Below are 19,700 nucleotides of genomic sequence, written 5' to 3' on the forward strand. Positions count from 1 at the left end.
CACGTTCCCGACAACCTACCTACCGAATCGCCGGGTGGCGCCGGGATATGGCGTCGGACCCTTGACGCTGTGCCAAATCGCGTCGTTGAGAGCGAGCTCCTGGGCGGCGGTCAGTTGATCGGGCTCGGAGAAGTCGATGCTCGCCAGCAACGGTGGCTCCTTGGCCCGCGGGTTCTTGGCGGTGATGTCGATCGAGGGCCGTCGCGACCGATACGGGGTCAGGTCGGGCCTAGAGTGGAACGACCGGTACATTGGCGTGGCGGCGGCGTCGTACTGCGTCATCGGAGTGGCGCCCAAGATCAGCTCCATCGTGCGAAGCATCGAGGTGGTGGTGTACGGAGTGCTGTCGACCCCGGTGTTGCGGGTGTAGGGCGAAACGACCAAGCCGACGGTGCGATGCGAATCCACATGGTCGGCGCCGTTCTGCGCATCGTCTTCGATGATGAAGATGGCGAATTCTTTCCAGAGCGAGCTACTCGAGATCGCCTCGACCACCTTCCCGATCCCGATGTCGTTCGATGCGACGCAAGCCTTCGGCGTGAATTTGCCGGGACGCGTACCGGTCGTGTGGTCTTCGCTGAGCGCCATCACCATAAAGTTAGGCACCGTGCCGGCCCGCTCGAACTCTTTGAATTCCCGAATGAAGATGTCGACCGAATCCGAATCGCGGATCCCCTTCGCGCGGGCCGCCGCCCATTCCGTATTCGAATGATCCATCGTGTGATAGTAGTAAGTCCGGTAGCTGAGACCGGCGCGGCGCACGTGGTCCCAGATCCGGCCGGTCGGCGTTTCCGCAAGCGAAGCGGTTAGCCGCGGGCTTCCCTTTCCGCTGTACTCCTGAGGCCATGTGCGTTGCATAAAGTCGGGTACGTACGCGCCGTTCGTCCAGTGGTGGCCGTCAACTGAGACTTCCCCGCTCGCATACAGATTGTCGAGCAGCACGTATTGCCGAGCCAGCTCCGCATGATTCGGGGCGACGTCGTCGCCGAAAAGCGTCAGCCGAGGATCCCCGTTCCCGTACGGTTTGCCTCCCTTCTTAAGGCTGCCGAACACCTGGTCGTAAGTTCGGTTTTCCTTGATGATGTAGAGAACGTGCTTGATCGGAGACCGGTCGCCCAACCGGCTCGGGATCGGATTGGAACCCGCGGGAGGAGCTTGGAACGGATGGTCGATCATGTTCGGCCGATACTTCGAGACGTTCAAGACGGTCTTGGTCATATCCCGTAGCCGGCTCGGATCGGAGAGATCCACGTTGAAGATGATTCCATTGAGCTGGGTGACGATGTACGGATAACCCGCGCCCGAGTCGGGATTGATCGACGCTGTCTTATCGTTGGGGCCTGTCCCAAACCCTTTTCCGGAACCGATCAGGAGGTGCTTCCCATCGGCGAGAGTGGCGAGGGCACAAGGGTAGGCGGCGGTCGGAATAAATCCGAGCGTCTCGGTAAGCCCTCGTCGCTCGACGTTCAGAACCGCTACCGCGTTATTGTCGCTATTGGCCACATAAAGCCGCTTTCCGTCCGGGGTGATCGCCAGTGCATGCGGTGTCGACCCGGCGGGAGCGTCGGGCCACGGCCGGACAAGGATTCGCTCTTCCCGGGTGCCGGTGTGGAGGTCTAACACATCGACGGTATCGTCGTTGCCGCAAGCCACGAAAAGCCGCTCTCCGGAGACGAGCATATCGTTAGGGTGGCGGCCGGTGGGAATCGTCCTCACCACCCGCATCGCGTCGGTATCGACCTCCGCAACCTTCGCTGCCCCTTGCAGCGAAACGATGAGACGTCCTCCGCGGGCAAAACGGACTTGATAGGGAGTGTCGCCGTCTTCGAAAACGGCCTCACCGGTGACCACATTCGTGGCGAGATCGATCTTCAGCAACTTGTCTGAAGCGGAAACCGCGATGTACGCGTTCTTATCGTCGACCGCCAAACCCGCGAGCCATCCCTTGTTGGCGGAGATCCCCGGAACCGGAATCGGCTCTCTCGCCTCGAGCTTGCCGCCGGATCCCACGTTTAGCCGCACGATCTGCGATGCGGTCCCCCCGCTCACGTAAAGCGTTGCCGAGTCGGTGGACCATCCCAGGCCAATCCAACCCTTGCCAATCGAGGCGGTGTCTACTAACGCGCCGGTCGCTCGGTCCAACAGAAAAACCTTGTGAACTCCCTGTCCGACCGAAGCGAACGCGATCCACTTACCGTTCGGACTCGCCTCTCCTCCGGCCAGCATGTCGCCCACCGGAGTTTGAGTGCCTACCGGGGCAAGACCCCAACCGCTCGGAAGAAAGACACGCACGCCACGCTGCATGGCGGACGCGAAAGCGAAAAGGACTAGGAGGCCGATCGCGGTCAGGGTGACGAGAGTGCGGAGTTGTCGTTTGGCCATGCTTACATCTGTCCAAATTGGGTCGGGTGAGAATCGCCAGGCAAGGTTAGTTTGAGCGAAAGATCTCTCCGCTCGAACGCCATTTCGTACGTCTGCCCATCGAGGGTTACCCCTAGTTTGCCCGGACTCGAAGGTTTCCAGGCGCCAAGAATCTCACGCCCCGCTCGCGTTAGCTTGAAATATCCCCCTTCTTGGATGTCGACGCTCGTGCCGGAATCTCTAGCTCCAACCCATAGACCGACCGGCGAGGTCGTCATATAGGCGTCGGGGGCCGGCTTGCCCGAACATCCGGGCAGAAACAGAAGGGACGAGAGGAGCATGATCTGAGCTTTCGATCGTGTCAAATAGGCCATGGGAATACCAACCGGCCAAGTTTGCGAAGGTGCTGTTAGGTTTGATTTAAGAGGTCGTTGGGATACCGGTTTCTTTACGGTCCGACAATCTCGCAGACGAAGAATCTCCCCGTCGACCCAGGACCTGTCCGGGCCGGCGCAGGAGGACAGATGCAATCCAAACTAATTTCACCACGCTCGTCGGGCGCTTTCACGCTGATCGAGTTGTTGGTGGTCATCGCAATCATCGCTATTCTCGCCGCCATCCTTTTCCCAGTCTTCGCGCAGGCCAAGGCCGCGGCCAAGAAGATCAACTCGCTCTCGAACCAGAAGCAGATCGGGGTCGGGATCCAACTCTATGCCGGGGACAACGACGACATCCTCCCAGAAACCGGTTGGGATGGCCCCTGTTCGCGACCGACCGAGACTCACGACGGTACGTCCGCCTCCGTCAACGACGCTTTTTGGTCCGGAGTTTATGCATTCCCTCTCGCCATTCAGCCGTATGAAAAGAACCTCCAGATCGTAGCCGACGCGGCCGACCCCGACAAAGGGGTTTGGGGCAAGGAAGGATCGTTCTGCTACGAAGCGCAACTCCTTGCCTTCGGCGTTCCGGGCGCTTATTCCGGCATCCGTAGCGTCCCCGGCGCGATGACGAAGGTGTTCCCGGTTTCGTATGCCGGCAACTACTTCGTCGCCCGTGCATACGACGTTCCCCGCGGAACCACGACCGCGAAGGGTCGCTCGATGACGGAGATCGCCAGCCCGGCCAACGTGTTCTTCTCAGCGGACGTAGGTTCGGCCCGCCTCGCATCCGGCGGCAGCTTCGCCGGCTGGTACATCGCGCCGGGCTACGGCAACAACGGAAACGGCACCGGCCGATGGGAGCGCGGCGCTCGTCACCTCGGCGGCCGGAACTGGACCTTCACCGACGGCCACGCCAAGTTCGCGAAAGATCCGGCATTCACGGTCAACGGAGCAACGGTTCCTCAGCGACAGGTGATGTGGGATTACCAACAGCGCGGTATCTACACCTTCCCGGAAACCGACAGCGCCGGCTACTGCCCCAAAGGCGCTGCCTGCTCGACCCTGTCCGGCCGCACCTGGTAAACCACGCCCGTGGAGGGAGCCCACGCCGGCTCCCTCCACGAAACATTATTACTCCCGACTCTTCCGCCTTCCGCCTTCCGCCTTCCGCCTTGGAGAGCATCCCCCTTAAATGTATAATGGACCTCGGCGGTCTCAGACGCCTCCGGATCCGCGGGAAGGGTTCAACCCTCTGGCAAAGAATGCTTCGGTAGCACATCGACAACCTTTATGCGGCCTGATTGCGGATCTCGGGCAAGTTGCATGGAGGTCGTATGTCAAAACAGTTACCGCCCCGTCCGAACCTGGACCACCTTCGCGAGCAGGCGAAGTCTCTCCTCTCCGAGTTCCGTCAAGGCGTACCCGAAGCGTCCGCTCGCTTCGTCGAGCACCTACCCGGACTAAAACAAAACGCCGTAGCGCTTCACGACGCTCAGTCGGTCGTCGCCCGCGAGTATGGATTCCCGAGTTGGGCCAAGCTAATTGCCCACGTGGAAGAGGTTAGAGCGCGAGAGGGGATCACCCCGGAAATCGAGGCACAATTCGTCGCCGCCGCTATCGACGATATGCCGGATCGGGTTCGGCGTCTCATTGAGCTGTATCCCTCGCTTCCCCGATTCAGCGCAGCCTGCGCCCTGGTCTCTGCCGAGGTCGACCTGGTTCGCCATGTCGATCCTGGCCAGACGCTCGGCCCCGGCGGTATGACTCCGATCGAGTACGTCGCGTACTCCCGCATTCACGCCGTCTGCCCCGATCGATACGCGGCGCAATTGGAGTGCGCTCGCGATCTGCTAGATCGCGGCGCGGACCCAAACACCTACCTGCGGTACCGGGGAGAAGCAAAGATCCCCGTCCTCTATGGCGCGGCCGCAGAGTCGCAGCATATCGACATCGTCAGGCTCTTACTAGAGCGCGGCGCCGAGCCGAACGACGGCGAGTCGATCTACCACTCGGCCGAAAAGGGACGCACGGACATCTTGGAACTCCTGGGAGAACACGGCGCCGAGTTCGGCCCGCCGAGTTCTCACCTATGTTTTCTCTTCTACTACCGGGAGTACTACGAGAGCGCGCCCGCGAACCTACGTGGGGCAACCTGGCTTCTGGAGCACGGAGCCGATCCAAACGTTCGCTGTGGCGACACGAGCGAAACCCCTCTGCACAGCGCCTGCCGCTATACGAACGAGTCGACGCTGATCGGTTTGTTGCTCGACCACGGCGCCGACCCCGCCGCCCGGGACAAGTTCGGCAATACGCCCTACCAAGTTGCCTTCGCTTCCGGGAACCAAGCCGCCCTTCGGTTATTAGAGTCGCGGGGAATCCGGCAGGAGCCCTCTCGCGACCACCAGTTCCTGGCCGCGTGCGCGAGCAACGACGTGCCGCTGATCCGCAAGGCAGTGGCCGAGGAACCGGAAATCGCGACGCGGTTGAGTTCCGAAGGCGACGATCTGATGCGACAGTTTGCGGAAACCGGTCGAGCCGACGGGCTCAGAGGTTTGATCGCGGCAGGTTTCCGATTGGACGGCAAGGATGGGTTTACGCCCCTCCACTTCGCCGCCCTTCGGGGCCAGACCGACGCGGCAAAGGTCCTCATCGCCAGCGGCGCTCCGCTGGATATTCGAGACGGCGAGCACCACGCCGCTCCGATCGGGTGGGCTTGCTTCGGTTCGGTTCACCATCGGAGCCCCTCATCGGACCACGCCGGCGTCGTCAGGCAGCTTATCAAAGCCGGTTCGTCGGTGGAGGACGCCCTTGAGCAGATGACCAATCCCGACCATTCCCCCGACATTGTCGAGGCAATTCGCTCCTCGTTACCACCTAGTTAATCAGTCCCGCGTAGCGTCGGCGTCCTCGCCGATGATCCGGAAGCTGTTCGACCCTCTCTCCGAGAGCCTCGGGGAGAGGATTGTTGCTACTTCAAAATTTTCATTCGAACCTATTATGCCGTTATGGGCATACCGCGTCTTGCCATTCTGCTCTGCTTTGCATTCGCGGCTGTGCGCGCACCGGCCGCCGGCCAAGACCTCCCTGCCATCTATCCGGGCGATCCTCCCGAGTTCGATGCCGCAACGGCGGCGCTAGCCGATGTGGACGCTCATTTACCGGCCACAAACCGTTACCGCAAACTGATCGATAGCCGGTTCAAGGTGGTCAAAGAGTTCAAGATCCAGGTGCAGACGGGCAGCCACCCTCTGGTCGCGGAGGCAAAGCGACTCGTATCCGACTCGCAGGCCTTTGCCGACGACTTCAAGAATTACGACGAAGACGGCGCCAAATACGAGGCCAGTTGTGCCGCCTATGGTTCGACGCCGCTAACCAAAGAGAACGCATCTCAGATGGCCGTCTGGGGACGCCTCCTCGACACCTGGCGGGCGAAGGGACTTGCCTGGATGGCGCGACTCTCCACAGAAGAAAAGCGACTGAACGACTGGAAGATCGACTACGTCAACCGCCGCGAAAAGATCTGGAGCGGCTGGCTCGACGATCTTCGCGCCTTCACCAACTATGCCAACGGAGGAGTAAGGCTTGCCAAGATCGAGGCCGAGCTTGAGCACCTAAAACCCCAAATTCAACGCGACCGAATGTCCATCGGCCGCTACGGAAGCAAGCTCCCCGGTTTCCACGAGGACGTCGAGAAGATGGCGTTCCAAGCGGAAGAAGCTCGCGAGGAGGGAAAGCAGCAAGCGTACGGCTTTGGCCTAAGCCTAGCGATCGATTCGATGGCGATCAACAGCTCCAGTAAGCAGGCGATGACGCAAGCCAAGCTTCGGAAGATCAAGGAAATCTTGGTCAACACCGGAACCCCGCCGGACCGAGTGAAGGCGATCCTGGGCGGCTGGTCGGAAGGCAACGCCGTAGTGAAGGCGATCCGTACCGACCGGCATATGATCGAGAGGATCGGAAAGCTCGTCGACTACGGAAACATCGCCGAGGGAGCCGCCCGGGAGAAATACTGGGAAGCGGCCAGCTCCTGCCTGTCGCTTTTTGTCCAAACCCCGATGCTGAAACTGGTGAAGGCGAACGCCGAGATCTACACGAGCCTTCTCTACACCGGTCTCTCGGCGCATGAAGCAACGGCACGCGTCGAGCAGTTCAGCCGCCTCGCCGACGATCAACTGCGCGCCGTAAACTCCCTCGCCAAAACCTACGAAAAACACCTCAAACTGCGCCGGACCCTGCTGAAAGAACAGGAGCAGATACGAGCCGAACAAGGCTTCTAGTCTCGGCGTGGCATCGGCTTCCTGCCCATGCGTCTCACGACCATCCCGGTCGTGTAAACGTAGCATCGGCTCCCAGCCGATGAACCCCGCGACCATCCTGGTCGTGGGAAAAGGGCCAGGGGCAGGATGCCCCTGGGACCCACTGGCAAGATGCCAGTGCCACTAGCTGAGGCTAAGGATTACCGGACCATCCGAGGCGTCGACTCGCATGATCGGCAAGTCGACGGTTTCCCATGCGGCAAGGTCGCTGGCGTCGACCCTGAGGTTCCCGCCCAGCCGCTCGATCGCGGTCACGAGGAGCATGTACTGGCCCCGGTTCATCGTGTTGAGGAGACCGGCGATCATCTGGTCGGCAGAGTCGGGCGTCATCTTGCCCTAATCATGCCCCAGGAAAAGCGCCAAGGGCTACGGAAGCGTCTCGTCTTCCGCTCGGCCCACCACCGCATCGCGGATCTGGACGATGTTGCCGCGCGAAGTGCGGATCGCGATCTTTGCCCCCACCCGCTGGTTGAGCATGACCCGGGCAAAGGTGACCTGGTCGCGAATCGTCTGCCCCGCAATGTCCTGGATGATATCGCCGACGCGGATTCCTGCCCGATCGGCCGAGGAACCCGGAGCAACAAACTCCACGATCGCCCCGCCGCCGATGTTGTCCTTACAGATCAGCCCGAGCGAGGGAAGATTGACCTTGTGGTCGGGCGACAAAAACCCGTTGATGACCTGCCGAACCACTTCGCTGCCAACCGTATAAGCGACGGTCAGCTCGCCCGGCCCATATGTGCTCTGCTGAGCCAAGCCCGGCAAACCGCGCAGTACCGGTGGGATCTTTTCCTGAGAAACAAACGCTTGTTGGCCCAAACCCTGTTGAGTCTGGTTCTCCTGCCGCCGTAGCGTCGCGTTGAGTGAGCCGACGATCTCGCCGTCCTCGCACACGACCAACGCCGCGCCGATCAATTCGGCCGGCGCCTCGAAGCGGAATTCCGTGAGCGGCACGAACCGACGAGCCTTACCGATGACCCCGTAGTGCCGCGTCGAAACGCACTGCGCCCGGATCGGCCCAGTTCCCAAGATAGCCAACAGCGTGACGCCCGGTTGCTCGGGGGCGTTGGGGGCGACGAACGGCCGGGCCTGCCCGGCAACCCAGGGCGCCGCTTGTAGCAGCACGAGGCCGGTTGAGCCGTCGCGCGCCAGCACGGTCATCTGAACATTGCGACCCGATTTCAGACGCGCCGTCATCGACTCCCCGCGAACGGCGGCCCGAGAGGCCACAAACAGTCCGGAGTCGCTGATAAGCGCTGCCGCGCCAAGCGGGCGGTCTTCATCAACCAGCGTGGCGATCGACGGCTCCATCTTTCGCCAAATCGCCTGCTCCCTTCCGGTGAGACGGCCGATCTGGAGATCGTTACGGATCAGTGCGACGCCGAGGCTAACCACCGATAAGAACATTACTGGCTGTACCGACCTCCGTCGCGGTAGGAGCGCCCGTGGAGGCGTCCGGGTTCATGTCGATCAAGACGATCGGGGTCGAAGCACTCGCTGGGTCCGCCGGCTTATTGGTTGCCGCCGCGGGGACTCGCGACGGAGCCGAGGTGTTGCCCACCAACGCGACGGGCCCGTCCTCTTTATTGTTGTCCTTCCACCCGTCCACCCTCAGCGGAATCGCGTCCGACGTGAAGTGGGGCGAGTGATACCGCCGCCGACGATTCGACGCAAAAATTGGCTTAAGCGGTTCCGGTTTCTTCGTCACCGCAACCGGAGCCGCCGAAATCTTCGGGGCGGTTTCGTTCTTCGCCACCATCGTACTCGACGCACTTCCCATCGGATTGCTGTCGAAGCCGAGATTGCGGCTCGCGACGCTGCTGGGGGAAAGCACGACCTGCGGCTCGCCCGAATTCGCCCGGGGCCGAAGCATCATGAGGCCGAAGCCGAGCGACAGCGCCGCCACCGGCATCCAGATCCAGCCCGCGCCAAGCCCTTTCGGCTCCTCTCGCTTCGCCTCGGGGCGAAGCCCACGCGCAAGGATGGCGTCGCGAAGCCGCTCGTTGGAAAGCTGATGGTCCGGAACCTCCGCCAGGCCGCGCAGCCCTTCGCGCATATCGCGGAACTCCGCGAGGGCGCGTCGGGCCGCCGGGTCGCTTCCGATCTGGGCCTCGACCTGCGACGACTCCTCGGAGCTCATATCCCCGAATGCCAGTCTCGCCAGCTTCTCTTCAAACTTGCCGTTCATTTGTTTTCCTCGCCCAAAAGTGGGGCGATTCGATCTCTCAGCGCGCGTCTGGCGCGCAACACTCTCAACTTTGCTCCCCCAACCGTGCATCCCAGAATCGATGCGATATCCGGATACTCCCTCTCTTCGATGTCGCGCAGGACGATCACGGAGCGGTGATGGACCGGAAGGGCGTTCAGTGCGCTCCGTAGAGCTTTCTTACGCCGCTCCGCCTCCAAGTTCTGCACCGGATCCTCGGTATCGCCGATCGTCATCCAATCGAGCGCGCCCATCGCCTCTTGCTGCTCCAGCGCGGTGCGCCGTTGCGACATGCGGGCTTGGTCGGTGCAGAGGTTCGTCACGATCCGCAAGAGCCACGTGGTGAACTTCGCTTCGTCGCGATAGCGGTGCAGATTTTGATAGGCGCGCACGAACGCCTCTTGGACGATGTCTTCCGCATCGTCGCGCCGCGATGTCATTTGGTAGGCGAAACGGTACACCAGGGATCGGTGCCGCTCGAACAACTGTTCGAACGCCCCAAAGTCCCCATCTCTCGCTCGAGTAACCAGAGCGACGTCGGTGTCTAAATCCATGCGCCCTGTAACGGACGCATCAAACCGCATCACGGTGCTTTCTACCATGTTTTCGTATCTGACGTGGCAAAAAGTGGGGAGTTACGGTTTCGGACCCAGTGGTCCCGCATAAGGGTGACCCGCAACAAAAAACGCCCCGGCAATTGCCGGGGCGTCGGATTTCCTGTTTTTTACCAGGGAGGAGGGTTCATTGCGAACCGCTTCTCTTTACGATTGCGGGTCGCTAAAACCCACAACCCCCCTGGCACATACGTTCGTTAATCATTCTGTAGCACCACCTCCCTCTGTTAAGAGTAATGATATCTACGTTTCCCGAGGCGGAAAAGTTCAAGGGGTTTTGACTGGGGGGCTACTGTGGCCTTGGAGGGTGGCGTCGATGGTCCGAATGCTCTCCTTGGCGTGCTCTTTGGATGCCCCCAGCGCATCCATCACGTTGTCCACCCCAAGTGCGGCCGTCACCTTGATTCCCTTGTCGGTTCCCTGGAACTCGCAAATCATCAGCCGTACGCCGCCGCTTTCCCAGAATCGATACCGAACGCGGGGTCCTTCGAACGACTCGGGCGTTATTTTGCTCAACTGTTTTTGATGGAGGGCGACCAGTTCGTCGAACCGGCTGGCAGTCGCTTGGTTTTCCTGGTACATGGCGGAGACTACGCGCCCGTTGTAAGTGATCACACCGAACCCGCGATCGTGTCCATCCTCCCAATGCGAGGCTCCATACGGCTCCGCGAATCCCGCCGGTAGCTTCTTGTCGACGACCGCGTCCCGGCCCGGAAAGACTTCGAAGGCGTTTCGCGGAAGACTGCCCAGCGTGACCGATTGGTCGCCGTTGTAGAGCGCGATCTCGTTATCCTTGGGGATCGCCTGGGGAGCCTCGACCACCGGCTCGGTGACTTTTGATGCTCCTTCGGAGGCCGTCGGCGCATCGCTCCCCTGGCAGCCGAACAAAAAGAGCGGCAGGGCGAGGAACGCGACACGCCTCATGACGTTAATTCACTCCAAGGATCTTGTAGCGGTTCGTACCACCGGGAGTGTCGACCGACACTTCGTCGCCCACCGCCCGGCCTAAAATCGACTCGCCCAGCGGCGAGCTCATCGAAATGAGATTCTTCGCCGGATCGGCTTCGAACGACCCAACCAGCGTCACCGTGATTTCCTCGTCGAATTCGATATCGTAAAGCTTGACGACCGATCCCAGTGCCGCGGTGCTCCCCGCGACCTCCGGGCGCTCCACGATCTTGGCCAGTTGGAGCGCCTTCTCGAGGTCTGCGATGCGGCTTTCTAAGCGGGTCTGATTTAGCTTTGCCTCGTGGTAGGCGGCGTTTTCCTTTAAGTCGCCGTGCGCTTTTGCCTCGCGGATCGCATCGGCAATTCCCAGCCGAGTCGGTCCTTTGAGCTCTTCGAGCTCCTTTTGGAGCTTGTTGAACCCTTCGCGAGTGACCTGGATCTCCTTGGACATTGGAGGGATATTGTAGCATCGAGCCATGGCCCAGCGGGTTAGCGTCCTCGTAGTCAGTTTTAATACCATCGAGAAGCTACGCCGCTGCCTCCAGTGCATCGAGCCGCATCACGAAGTCGTCGTCGTCGACAACGCTTCCGAAGATGGTTCGGTCGAGATGGTGCAACGTGAATTCCCCCATGTCCGCCTGCAAGTAAACGCGGGGAACGTCGGCTTTGGTGTCGCCAACAACCAAGCCGCCGCTATCGCTACCGGGGACCTGCTCCTTTACCTGAACAGCGACGCCTACGCTTTCCCAGGCGCTATCGACACGCTAGCACTTGCGTGTCACGATCCCGCCGTGGTGGCCGCCGGAGGTGAGCTGCAGTACTTGGACGGTCGCCTTCAAGAAAGTATCGCCGGCCGCCTGACCCTGGCCAAGGTGTTCTTGGAACAGACCTGGCTCGACCCCCTCTTCCGCAAGCTGGGTTTGCGAATCGGATATTGGCGGACGACGGCCGTGCACGAAGAATGGGAACGCACGCAGGCTCCGGTCCCCGTCGACCAAATCATGGGCGCTTGCCTGATGGTGCGGCCGAATCTCGAATCGTTCGACCCGCGCTATTTCATGTATTGCGAAGACACGGACCTATGCCTCCGCCTGAGCCGCCACGGACGCCTCGTCTATGACGCCGCCGCTAAGTTCTATCACGAGCTCGGCTCCAGCAGCGCCAAAGACCCCGCGGTTGGGATCATGCGCTACAACTGGGGCAAGGAGCTTTTCTTCCGCATCCATCGCGGGCCGCTCGCGGAGGTGATATGCCTACTCCTCGACCGTGGCGGCGCGCTGCTACGGCTGCTGGTTTGGGCCGCGGCGTTTCCCCTGAAGCCGCAACAATCCCGGACCGCCGTCGGAATCTGGCGGCGAGTCCTTACGGCGCCGCGTCGGTCGGCAGCGGGGTCGACTCATACTCCGGCACCACCTCGCCCGGCGGACCAATCTTCTTGATCGTCCCCTGATGCAGCCACACGCACCGGTCCGCCACTCGGTGGACCGATTCCATGTTGTGCGACACGAACAAAATGGTGCCCCCGCCGGCGCGAAATTCGTCGATCTTCGTGTAGCACTTCCGCTCGAACTCGTAGTCGCCCACCGCCAGAACCTCGTCCACGATGAGGATGTCCGCGTCCACATGCACCGCCACCGCGAACCCCAACCGCGCCAGCATTCCGCTCGAGTAGGTGCGCGTGGGGGCGTGGATGTGGCTGGCAAGCTCAGAAAACTCGATGATCTTGTCGATCCGCTCCTTGATCTGCTTCCTTGTGAGACCAAGGATGATCGCGTTGAAATAGATGTTCTCGTAACCCGAAAGGTCCGGGTGAAATCCCGCGCCGAGTTCCAGCAGAGGCGCAACCCGGCCGTGCATCGCCACCGAGCCCGCGGTCGGTTTGTAGACCCGGGCAAGCAGCGAGAGGAGCGTCGACTTCCCCGCTCCGTTCCGACCCACCACCGCCACGCACTCCCCCGGCATCACATCGAACGAGATCCCTTTGAGGACTTCGAACGTCACGATCTGACGCCGTTTCCACCAAAGCAGGAGAGTTTTTACCGAGCCGATCCCGGAGCTGCTCATCGAGAACTCCTTCCGAAGCTCGCGGATCTCGATCATCGGACCGTCTCTCATGGCCGCTCCACGAACTTCCACTTCAAGCGGTTGAAGGTGGCATAGCCGGTAACCAGCACGAATACCGACACCGCCGCCGCAAGCCAAACATATTTCCAGTTAAGTGGAAGAAATGGCGCCACGTCCCCCTTCGGGCCAAGCATGTCCACGGTCGGCGGGGCCAGCAGAGTTTTCCGGTAGGCGGTGATCAGCGCGGTCAAAGGGTTTAGATTCAAGAGTCGGTAGATCACGCCCCCGCCCATAAAGTGGCGATTAATTTCGGAGTTGGCCACCTTCTCAGTGAAGTACATCACCGGGCAGAGGAAGAAGAGCAGGTAGAGGAGGACACCGACGATGTACTTCACATCCTCGAAGAAGGTGTTCAGCGCGGAGACGTAAAACGCGCACCCCAGCGCCAAACAAAAGGTGATCAGCATCAAGAGCGGCAGATAGAGCGTGCCGATCTGGAACGGCCACATGCCGGGGAAAACGAGGTACACGACGAGGAGATAGGCGAAAAAGACAAGCTGACCCAACGCGAAGTGGATCACGTTGCTGATCACGCTAGCGAGCGGCAAGATCTCCCGCGGGAAGTAGATCTTCTTAATAAGCAGCATCGCCCCCAGCACCGACTGGGCCGAGTCCATCACCGAAAGCTGGAAAAACGTGAACGGCAGGTACGCGGCGAGAATGTACGCGCTGATGCTCGGCGCCCCCGAGTACATGAAGTTCTTGATCACGAACGTCATCACGATGACCGTGATGATCGGATTAAGCAGCGACCAGAAAAATCCAAGCGCCGAATTCTTGTACCGGATCTTCAGATCGCGCTGAACCATCACCAAAAGAAGCTCGCGGAATTTCCACAGCTCCCTAAGTTCGTCCAGCATCGATTGAGTCTACCTTTGCCCTTCCGACCCACGGACCGCCGGTCTCCAGACCGGCTCCCCTACATCCGAAGGACGTGTAGCCGCAGGTTGGCTCGTACCTGCGCCCGGTGTACGAAGTACACCGAATCATCGGCGAGGACGCCGACGCTACGTCCGAAGGACGTGTAGCCCGCGCCCGATGTAGGGAGTACGCCGAATCATCGGCGGGGGCGCCGACGCTACGTCTTCCGGAACGGCTTCACTGACACCAACCGAATGTTCAGCACCAAATCCGTGTCTCTGGGAAGAAGATTGGTCTCCGCGGACCGCAAAAGATTGCTCGACATATAGACCGTGCGCTCCCCACCCGCGCGCATCCCCTCCAGAAGATCGACAAGTGGGGTAGATGAGGCGACTTTGAACGCGAACGGCAACCCTCGCAACGTGGTGTCCGCCAGTTCCTTCCCCCCTTCCTCGACCAGTGCGTAGTGAATGGTGGCGATCTCCCCGGCCTCGACCGGAAGCCCCTCGCCGACCGAGCGGTCGACGAGGAGCGTCTCGCCGTCGGTCATCACGTCGACGGGCGACAAGGCATCGGCTCCTGGGAGGACAAAAAGTGGAAGAAGCAGCGGGAGCACGTCCATGTGTGGGTCTAATTCAGGGACGATGCACAAGGGCCGAGTGATGGTAATTGGTAGCGCGAATATGGATTTAGTCGTCCGTACCGCCCGTTTCCCCGAGATCGGAGAGACGATCATAGGCGAAAGCTTCGCCACAAATCCGGGAGGCAAGGGCGCCAACCAAGCGGCAGCGGCCGGGAAACTCGGCGGAAAGCCTAGATTCTTGGCGAAAGTTGGAGCGGACGCGTTCGGCCGCGAGCTCCTCCACTCCCTTGGCGTCTGCGGGGTGGATACCGGCTCGGTGATCGTCGATCCCACCCTGGTTTCGGGAGTAGCCGTCATCACCGTCGATTCCGAGGGCCGGAACACGATCGTGGTGTCGCCCGGCGCAAACGGACACCTTTACGCCGACGAAGTCGAGGGCGAAATCGAGGAGGTCGGCCCCGAAATCCTCCTCGCTCAATTGGAAGTGCCGCTCGAAGCGGTGGAGGCCGCCGCCGCAAAGCTTCCGGCCGACAAGCTCTTCATCCTCAACCCCGCCCCGGCGCGCGACCTTCCCGACTCCCTACTCCAAAGGGTCGACTACCTGACGCCAAACGAAACCGAGACCGAATTCCTCACCGGCATCCGCCCGGTTACCGACGAGGACTGCCTCGCCGCCGCCGACAAGCTATTCGCAAAGGGCGTTCGTAACGTCGTAATCACCCTCGGCGAGCACGGATGTTTCCTTGCCACCCCGCAGTTCGGCCAGCGCTTTCCCACTCTCGAAGTTCGCCCGGTGGACACTACCGCCGCCGGAGACGCCTTTAACGGCGCCTTGGCGTTCTTCCTTTCGGAAGGGCGGGACATCGACAATGCGATCCTTCTCGCCAACGTGGTGGGAGCGTTATCGACCCAAAAAACCGGCGCGCAATCCTCGATGCCGACGATGCGCGAAGTGCGAGAGGCGGCGAGCGAACTCTTGTGAGCTACTCGCCGGTGAGCTGCTTGAAGTCGCCGGTCACCATGAAGTGAACCCGCTCGGCGATATTCACCGCGTGGTCGGCGATCCGCTCCACATGGTGAATGGCGAGTAGCAACCAGCCGTCGGAGACGACGAGATCCGGCCGCTCGCGCATGTTTTGGAAGATTTGGCCTCTGAGCGCCCGGTATTGATCGTCTACTTCCTCATCCCGTTCGCAGACGGCCTTCACCCGCTCCAGGTCGCGGTGAACGTAGGCTTGAAGCGCTTCGCGAACCATCGCGAGCGCGCAATCCGCCATTCGGGGCAGGTCGATAAAGCCGACCTCGCCGTACTCTTTTTCTATCTTCAAGGTGATCTTGGCGATATCCACGGCGAGGTCGCCGATCCGCTCGATATCGGTGATCATCTTCATCGCGGTGCCGATCGTCCGCAGATCGCCCGCCATCGGCTGCTGAAGCGCGAGGAGCCGCACGCAACGCTCTTCGATCGCGATATCGCGAATATCGACTTCGTCGTCCCGCTTGATCACATTCAGAGCCAGCTCTGCGTCCAGGCGCGACAGCGCCTTCGCGGCATCCTCGACCATAGCCGCCGCCAGACTTGCCATTTCTAGCAAGTCGTGTTCAAGCTGATGTAGCTCGTCGTTATACGCTTGACGCGCCGCTCCAATAATCGCCACTGACATTGTTCTGACGATCAGAGTACGCGTTACGATTCCTGGCCGCGCTACGTTTGTTAAGTAATCTTGATAGTTGCGCTGTCCTGAGCAACTGGAAAATGACAGTAGAATCGCCGGTCCCCTTCAACCGTCGCCGCCGGGTCGTTGACTAGGCAAACCTCGCCCCGATTGGGACACCGGGAAGCAAACCGGCACCCCTGAAACTTCGTACGAGGGTCCGGAATCTCGCCCGCCGGCGCCTCGGGAAGATGCATCAGCCGCTCTAGCGAGGGAGCGCTGTCGAGCAATGCCTTAGTGTACGGATGCCGGGGCTCGCTAAAGATCCTCTCCGTAGGTCCTTCCTCCACGATCCGGCCGAGATACATAACGGCGACCCGGTCCGCCAAGAAGCGCACCGTCGTGAGGTCGTGCGAGATGTAGAGGAACGAGCACCCCGTAGCCGTCTGAACATCCTTCAGAAGGTTCAGGATCTGCGCCCGCACGCTCAGGTCGAGGGCCGCCGTCGGCTCGTCGCAGATCACCAACGGAGGCTTGAGCGCAAGGGCGCGCCCGATCGCCACGCGCTGCCGCTGCCCGCCGCTGAGCTGGTGAGGATAGCGATCCACGAACTTCGGATCGAGCCCGACCTCTTCGAACACCGCGACCGAACTACGCTCCGCTCTACGGCCGGCTAGCTGCATCGGCTCCTGCACGGATCGACCGACTCGCCAGCGCGGGTTCAGCGAGGCGTAAGGGTCCTGCCAAACCATTCCGACGTGCTCGGCCATGTGACGAGTGGTGCCGTGAACTTCCGCCCCTTCCAAGACGATGCGCCCACCCTTCAAACCTTGGAGGCCGAGTACCGCCCGCGCCAGCGTCGTTTTGCCGCAACCGGATTCGCCAACGACGGCAACCGTCTCCCCCCGATGAACCTGGAGCGAAACCCCGTCTAACGCCCGAACCGCTCCCCCGTGGCCGGGAAATTCGACATGAGCGTCCTGCACATCGAGCAACAACGAGTCGCTCAAAGCGAGTCACCGACCGGGCTATAGCTCCAGAGCAAACGTTGGCCAAGCTTGATAAGAAAGTCGTCCTTCTGCACCGACACTAAGTTTGTCATCCGAGTCGACTTTCGCACTCGCACCTCGTCGCCGCTTAGCAAGTGGAGCCGCGTCTGCCCGTCCGCGGAAAGCACCGCGTCGCCGTGACTCTGAACCTTTAGAACGATCTCCGATTCCGCCGCGAGCACAAGCGTTCGGGAGTTCAACGTATGGGGTGCGATCGCGGTGAGTACGAGTGCATGGACCTTCGGGTCGAGAATCGGCCCGCCGGCGGAGAGGTTGTATGCGGTGGAACCGGTGGGAGTCGCGACGATGATGCCGTCCGCCGGATAGCTGGTAAGAACGTGCCCATCGACGGTGACCTGAAACGTCATCATCCGCGCCACGACCGCGCGCTGGAGCACCGTCTCGTTGAGCGCGCTAAGATGGGCCACCGTTTGGCCGGCACGCATCAACTCGGCGTCCAGCATCATTCGAGACTCAATGGAGCACCGCCCTTCCAAGAAGTCGGTCAGACACGACTCCAAGTACTCGTGCGTGCACTGCGTCACAAACCCGAACCGCCCGAAGTAGACGCCGAGGATCGGCGTTCCGAAATCGGCGCACAGGTGCACCGCCCGGATGAGCGTCCCGTCGCCACCAAAAGCGACGACGAGATCCGCCTCGCCGAATTCTGAATTGCGAACGACCGGCAGTTCTACGTGGCGCGCCGTGTCGCTATCGACCCATACATCGTTGCCGCGAGCACGCAACCATTTAGCCACCCCGACCGCCGCCTCAATAGCGTCCGGCCGGTAGGTGTTCGTCACCAAATGTACGCGCACTAACCCGAAGACCTCATTCGTTCCAGATTGGCACGAATGTCGGGATCATCGGGGGCTATTTTCTGCGCCTTCTCCAAGATCTTGATCGCTTCGACCGGTTGCTTCATCCGTTCGAGCGTGATCGCAAGATTATTGTATGCGGCGATGTAGTTCGGCTTTGCCTCGACGGCGGAGCGGAAGGCTGCCTCCGCTTGCGGAAGCTTGTTCGCCTTAAGATGGCAAAGCCCGATCCCGTTGAGCGCTTCGGGATTGTCTTTGTTGCCGGCCAAAATTTGCAAGTAGTGATATCGCGCCCCATCGACATCCCCTTGCTCCCATAAGGCGTTCGCAAGTTGAAGCCGGATCGCCGCCCTCGAAGGCTCGGCCCGGATTACTTCTTTCCATGCGGCGATCGCCTTAGCGGTTTGGCCCGCATTCGCCGCCGCCGAACCCAGGTTGACCTTGGCGGCGATGGAGGAGGGATTCAGACCCGACAGTTTGTCGAACAGCGTCGTCGCTTCTTCGAACTTGCCGCCTCGGAACAGGAGCAGACCCAAGTTATTCAGCGCGTCGAGATCGTTCGGGCTGAGCTCCAGTACACGCCGGTACGCCTGCTCCGCTTCCGGCGTCTTCCCCATCGCGCCGCGAAGGACGGCCAGGTTGAACCAGAAAGTGGGGTTCTTCGCCTCGATCGAGCGGAGACTCTCGTAATACTTGAGCGCGTCCTCACGGCGTCCAGCGCGAGCGTACGCCTCGCCCAGCGCAAGCGCGACCGCCGAATCGCTGCCGTCGCCGAGGGCTTTCTCCAAATAGCCAAGCGCTTCAGGTTTTCGAAGCCTTGCGAGCGCCAGTCCCGCGTTTCGGGCGAAGGTTCGGTTATCCGGACGAAGCTCGGCCGCCTTGATGAATTCGGCGGCGGCGCGATCGTTCTCGTGCCGTGCCTCAAAGGCGACCCCCAGGTTGTTGTGCGTGAACGCATCGTCCGGTTTCAGGCGGGTGGCGGCCTGGAATTCGGAGACCGCCTGCGCGTACTGTTTTCGCGCCAGATAGATCGTGCCGGAGTTGTAGTGCGGCTCGAACATCCGCGGGGACAATTTGAGGATCGCCTGATACTTCTCCAGCGCCCGGTCCGGTTGCCGCGTGGCCAGGTACGCATTTCCGAGATTGTTCAGGACCTCGATATCCGAAGGATGCTGAGCAATCGCCTGTTCCAAGAGCGGAACCGCCTTTCCGGCTTCGTCCGTGCGGAGGTACAGGAAGCCGAGCCAGCTAAGGGCGTCGTAGCTGCGCGGAGACTCGGCGTGAAGCGCCTCGAACGCTTTGATCGCCTCGTCTTGCTTGCCGGCCTTGTACAGGGCGGCTGCGTCGGCAACCCGCTTTTCAAACGCGCGTTCGTCTTGGGCAAAAGAAAATCCTGCTACGGCAAAAACACAACAACAAAGGAGCGCTCGAAAGAGTCTCATAGGGGGCACCTTAACTCTACGACGCCTGAGGGCCTGTAAGATTCCGACTTTCGCCCGTGCCCTAATAAATACCGACGCGAAGGAAGCTCTCGACTTATTTCCGCAGGATAAGCCACAAAGAAACCGACGCCACCGCTCCCCAAAGCAAGACCAGTAAGGGCGGATAGCGAAGCACGCAACGGGTATCTCGCTTGCCGTGCACCATTGCGAGGACGTAGAAAAGCGCGCAGCAACCCGCCGCGACCGGCAGGGTGAACCGCTGCGCGATCAGCGAAACCGTCGCGATCTTACAGAACTGGAAGGCAATCCCTTCGTACACTTCACCTTTCGTTTTTTCCATAAG

At 61.0% G+C, this 19,700-nt stretch carries 21 protein-coding genes; 5 read left to right on the top strand and 16 right to left on the bottom strand.

All coding sequences use genetic code 11. From position 1 onward, the window contains the following. Positions 1-15: 15 nt before the first annotated feature. Together OP10G_RS21425 and OP10G_RS21430 are read right to left on the bottom strand one after the other, a co-directional pair. Positions 16-2,382 (bottom strand): alkaline phosphatase family protein, encoded by a 2,367-nt coding sequence (locus tag OP10G_RS21425; protein ID WP_025228387.1) that lies wholly within the window; start codon positions 2,380-2,382, stop codon positions 16-18. A 2-nt stretch (positions 2,383-2,384) separates the two neighbouring features. Further along, on the bottom strand, positions 2,385-2,702 hold the full coding sequence (locus OP10G_RS21430; RefSeq protein ID WP_144241301.1) for a hypothetical protein: 318 nt from the start codon (positions 2,700-2,702) through the stop codon (positions 2,385-2,387). Positions 2,703-2,885: 183 nt separating this feature from the next. Between OP10G_RS21430 and OP10G_RS21435 the strand changes: the two genes are divergently transcribed. The 3 genes from OP10G_RS21435 to OP10G_RS21445 all read left to right on the top strand — a co-directional run bounded on the left by OP10G_RS21435 (position 2,886) and on the right by OP10G_RS21445 (position 7,018). Continuing rightward, complete coding sequence (locus OP10G_RS21435; protein WP_025228385.1) at positions 2,886-3,824, top strand: prepilin-type N-terminal cleavage/methylation domain-containing protein; 939 nt, start codon at positions 2,886-2,888, stop codon at positions 3,822-3,824. A gap of 251 nt (positions 3,825-4,075) precedes the next feature. Next, on the top strand, positions 4,076-5,623 hold the full coding sequence (locus tag OP10G_RS21440) for an ankyrin repeat domain-containing protein (protein WP_025228384.1): 1,548 nt from the start codon (positions 4,076-4,078) through the stop codon (positions 5,621-5,623). 123 nt (positions 5,624-5,746) lie between these two features. Then, positions 5,747-7,018: a hypothetical protein gene (locus OP10G_RS21445; RefSeq protein ID WP_025228383.1), complete on the top strand. Its 1,272-nt coding sequence runs from the start codon at positions 5,747-5,749 to the stop codon at positions 7,016-7,018. Between the two features lie 162 nt (positions 7,019-7,180). Here the strand turns inward: OP10G_RS21445 and OP10G_RS21450 are convergent, their stop codons facing one another. From OP10G_RS21450 to greA, 6 genes are all read right to left on the bottom strand, one after another. Then, positions 7,181-7,387, bottom strand: coding sequence for a hypothetical protein (locus tag OP10G_RS21450; RefSeq protein ID WP_038473536.1), 207 nt, complete (start codon positions 7,385-7,387; stop codon positions 7,181-7,183). A 36-nt stretch (positions 7,388-7,423) separates the two neighbouring features. Continuing rightward, a complete protein-coding gene (locus tag OP10G_RS21455; protein ID WP_025228381.1) occupies positions 7,424-8,464 on the bottom strand; it encodes a PDZ domain-containing protein in 1,041 nt (346 codons plus the stop codon). Next, on the bottom strand, positions 8,445-9,245 hold the full coding sequence (locus tag OP10G_RS21460) for an anti-sigma factor family protein (protein ID WP_025228380.1): 801 nt from the start codon (positions 9,243-9,245) through the stop codon (positions 8,445-8,447). The genes OP10G_RS21455 and OP10G_RS21460 overlap by 20 nt, the downstream gene beginning before the upstream one ends. Further along, the gene (locus tag OP10G_RS21465; protein WP_038476355.1) at positions 9,242-9,817 is read right to left on the bottom strand and encodes an RNA polymerase sigma factor; all 576 of its coding nucleotides are present in this window, start codon (positions 9,815-9,817) and stop codon (positions 9,242-9,244) included. The genes OP10G_RS21460 and OP10G_RS21465 overlap by 4 nt, the downstream gene beginning before the upstream one ends. Positions 9,818-10,144: 327 nt before the next feature. Beyond that, positions 10,145-10,801: a hypothetical protein gene (locus OP10G_RS21470; protein ID WP_025228378.1), complete on the bottom strand. Its 657-nt coding sequence runs from the start codon at positions 10,799-10,801 to the stop codon at positions 10,145-10,147. A gap of 4 nt (positions 10,802-10,805) precedes the next feature. Then, on the bottom strand, positions 10,806-11,276 hold the full coding sequence (gene greA, locus OP10G_RS21475) for a transcription elongation factor GreA (protein WP_025228377.1): 471 nt from the start codon (positions 11,274-11,276) through the stop codon (positions 10,806-10,808). Positions 11,277-11,301: 25 nt separating this feature from the next. Between greA and OP10G_RS25295 the strand changes: the two genes are divergently transcribed. Further along, entirely contained in the window at positions 11,302-12,264 is a 963-nt protein-coding gene (locus tag OP10G_RS25295) for a glycosyltransferase family 2 protein (RefSeq protein ID WP_025228376.1), read from the top strand. Here the strand turns inward: OP10G_RS25295 and OP10G_RS21485 are convergent. From OP10G_RS21485 to OP10G_RS21495, 3 genes are all read right to left on the bottom strand, one after another. After that, positions 12,188-12,940: an ABC transporter ATP-binding protein gene (locus OP10G_RS21485; protein WP_025228375.1), complete on the bottom strand. Its 753-nt coding sequence runs from the start codon at positions 12,938-12,940 to the stop codon at positions 12,188-12,190. The genes OP10G_RS25295 and OP10G_RS21485 overlap by 77 nt on opposite strands. After that, positions 12,937-13,809, bottom strand: a complete 873-nt coding sequence (locus OP10G_RS21490) for an ABC transporter permease (protein ID WP_025228374.1) — start codon at positions 13,807-13,809, stop codon at positions 12,937-12,939. Before OP10G_RS21490 ends, OP10G_RS21485 begins: the two co-directional genes overlap by 4 nt. Before the next feature lie 218 nt (positions 13,810-14,027). Then, positions 14,028-14,432 (bottom strand): FKBP-type peptidyl-prolyl cis-trans isomerase, encoded by a 405-nt coding sequence (locus tag OP10G_RS21495; protein WP_025228373.1) that lies wholly within the window; start codon positions 14,430-14,432, stop codon positions 14,028-14,030. 22 nt (positions 14,433-14,454) lie between these two features. On the opposite strand from OP10G_RS21495, the gene rbsK reads away from it, so the two are divergent. Then, entirely contained in the window at positions 14,455-15,375 is a 921-nt protein-coding gene (gene rbsK, locus OP10G_RS21500; protein WP_025228372.1) for a ribokinase, read from the top strand. A gap of 1 nt (position 15,376) precedes the next feature. Here rbsK and phoU read toward each other — a convergent pair whose 3' ends face one another. The 5 genes from phoU to OP10G_RS21525 form a co-directional block, all read right to left on the bottom strand. After that, positions 15,377-16,057 (bottom strand): phosphate signaling complex protein PhoU, encoded by a 681-nt coding sequence (phoU, locus tag OP10G_RS21505; protein WP_038473539.1) that lies wholly within the window; start codon positions 16,055-16,057, stop codon positions 15,377-15,379. Between the two features lie 50 nt (positions 16,058-16,107). Continuing rightward, a complete protein-coding gene (locus OP10G_RS21510) occupies positions 16,108-17,058 on the bottom strand; it encodes an ABC transporter ATP-binding protein (protein ID WP_025228370.1) in 951 nt (316 codons plus the stop codon). Next, a complete protein-coding gene (locus OP10G_RS21515; protein WP_084179622.1) occupies positions 17,055-17,915 on the bottom strand; it encodes an NAD(+)/NADH kinase in 861 nt (286 codons plus the stop codon). The genes OP10G_RS21510 and OP10G_RS21515 overlap by 4 nt, the downstream gene beginning before the upstream one ends. Then, on the bottom strand, positions 17,915-19,357 hold the full coding sequence (locus OP10G_RS21520) for a tetratricopeptide repeat protein (protein ID WP_025228368.1): 1,443 nt from the start codon (positions 19,355-19,357) through the stop codon (positions 17,915-17,917). The genes OP10G_RS21515 and OP10G_RS21520 overlap by 1 nt, the downstream gene beginning before the upstream one ends. 94 nt (positions 19,358-19,451) lie before the next feature. Beyond that, positions 19,452-19,697, bottom strand: coding sequence for a hypothetical protein (locus tag OP10G_RS21525; RefSeq protein ID WP_025228367.1), 246 nt, complete (start codon positions 19,695-19,697; stop codon positions 19,452-19,454). Between the last annotated feature and the right edge of the window lie 3 nt (positions 19,698-19,700).

The organism is Fimbriimonas ginsengisoli Gsoil 348, assembly GCF_000724625.1.
Taxonomy (GTDB): Bacteria; Armatimonadota; Fimbriimonadia; order Fimbriimonadales; family Fimbriimonadaceae; genus Fimbriimonas; species Fimbriimonas ginsengisoli.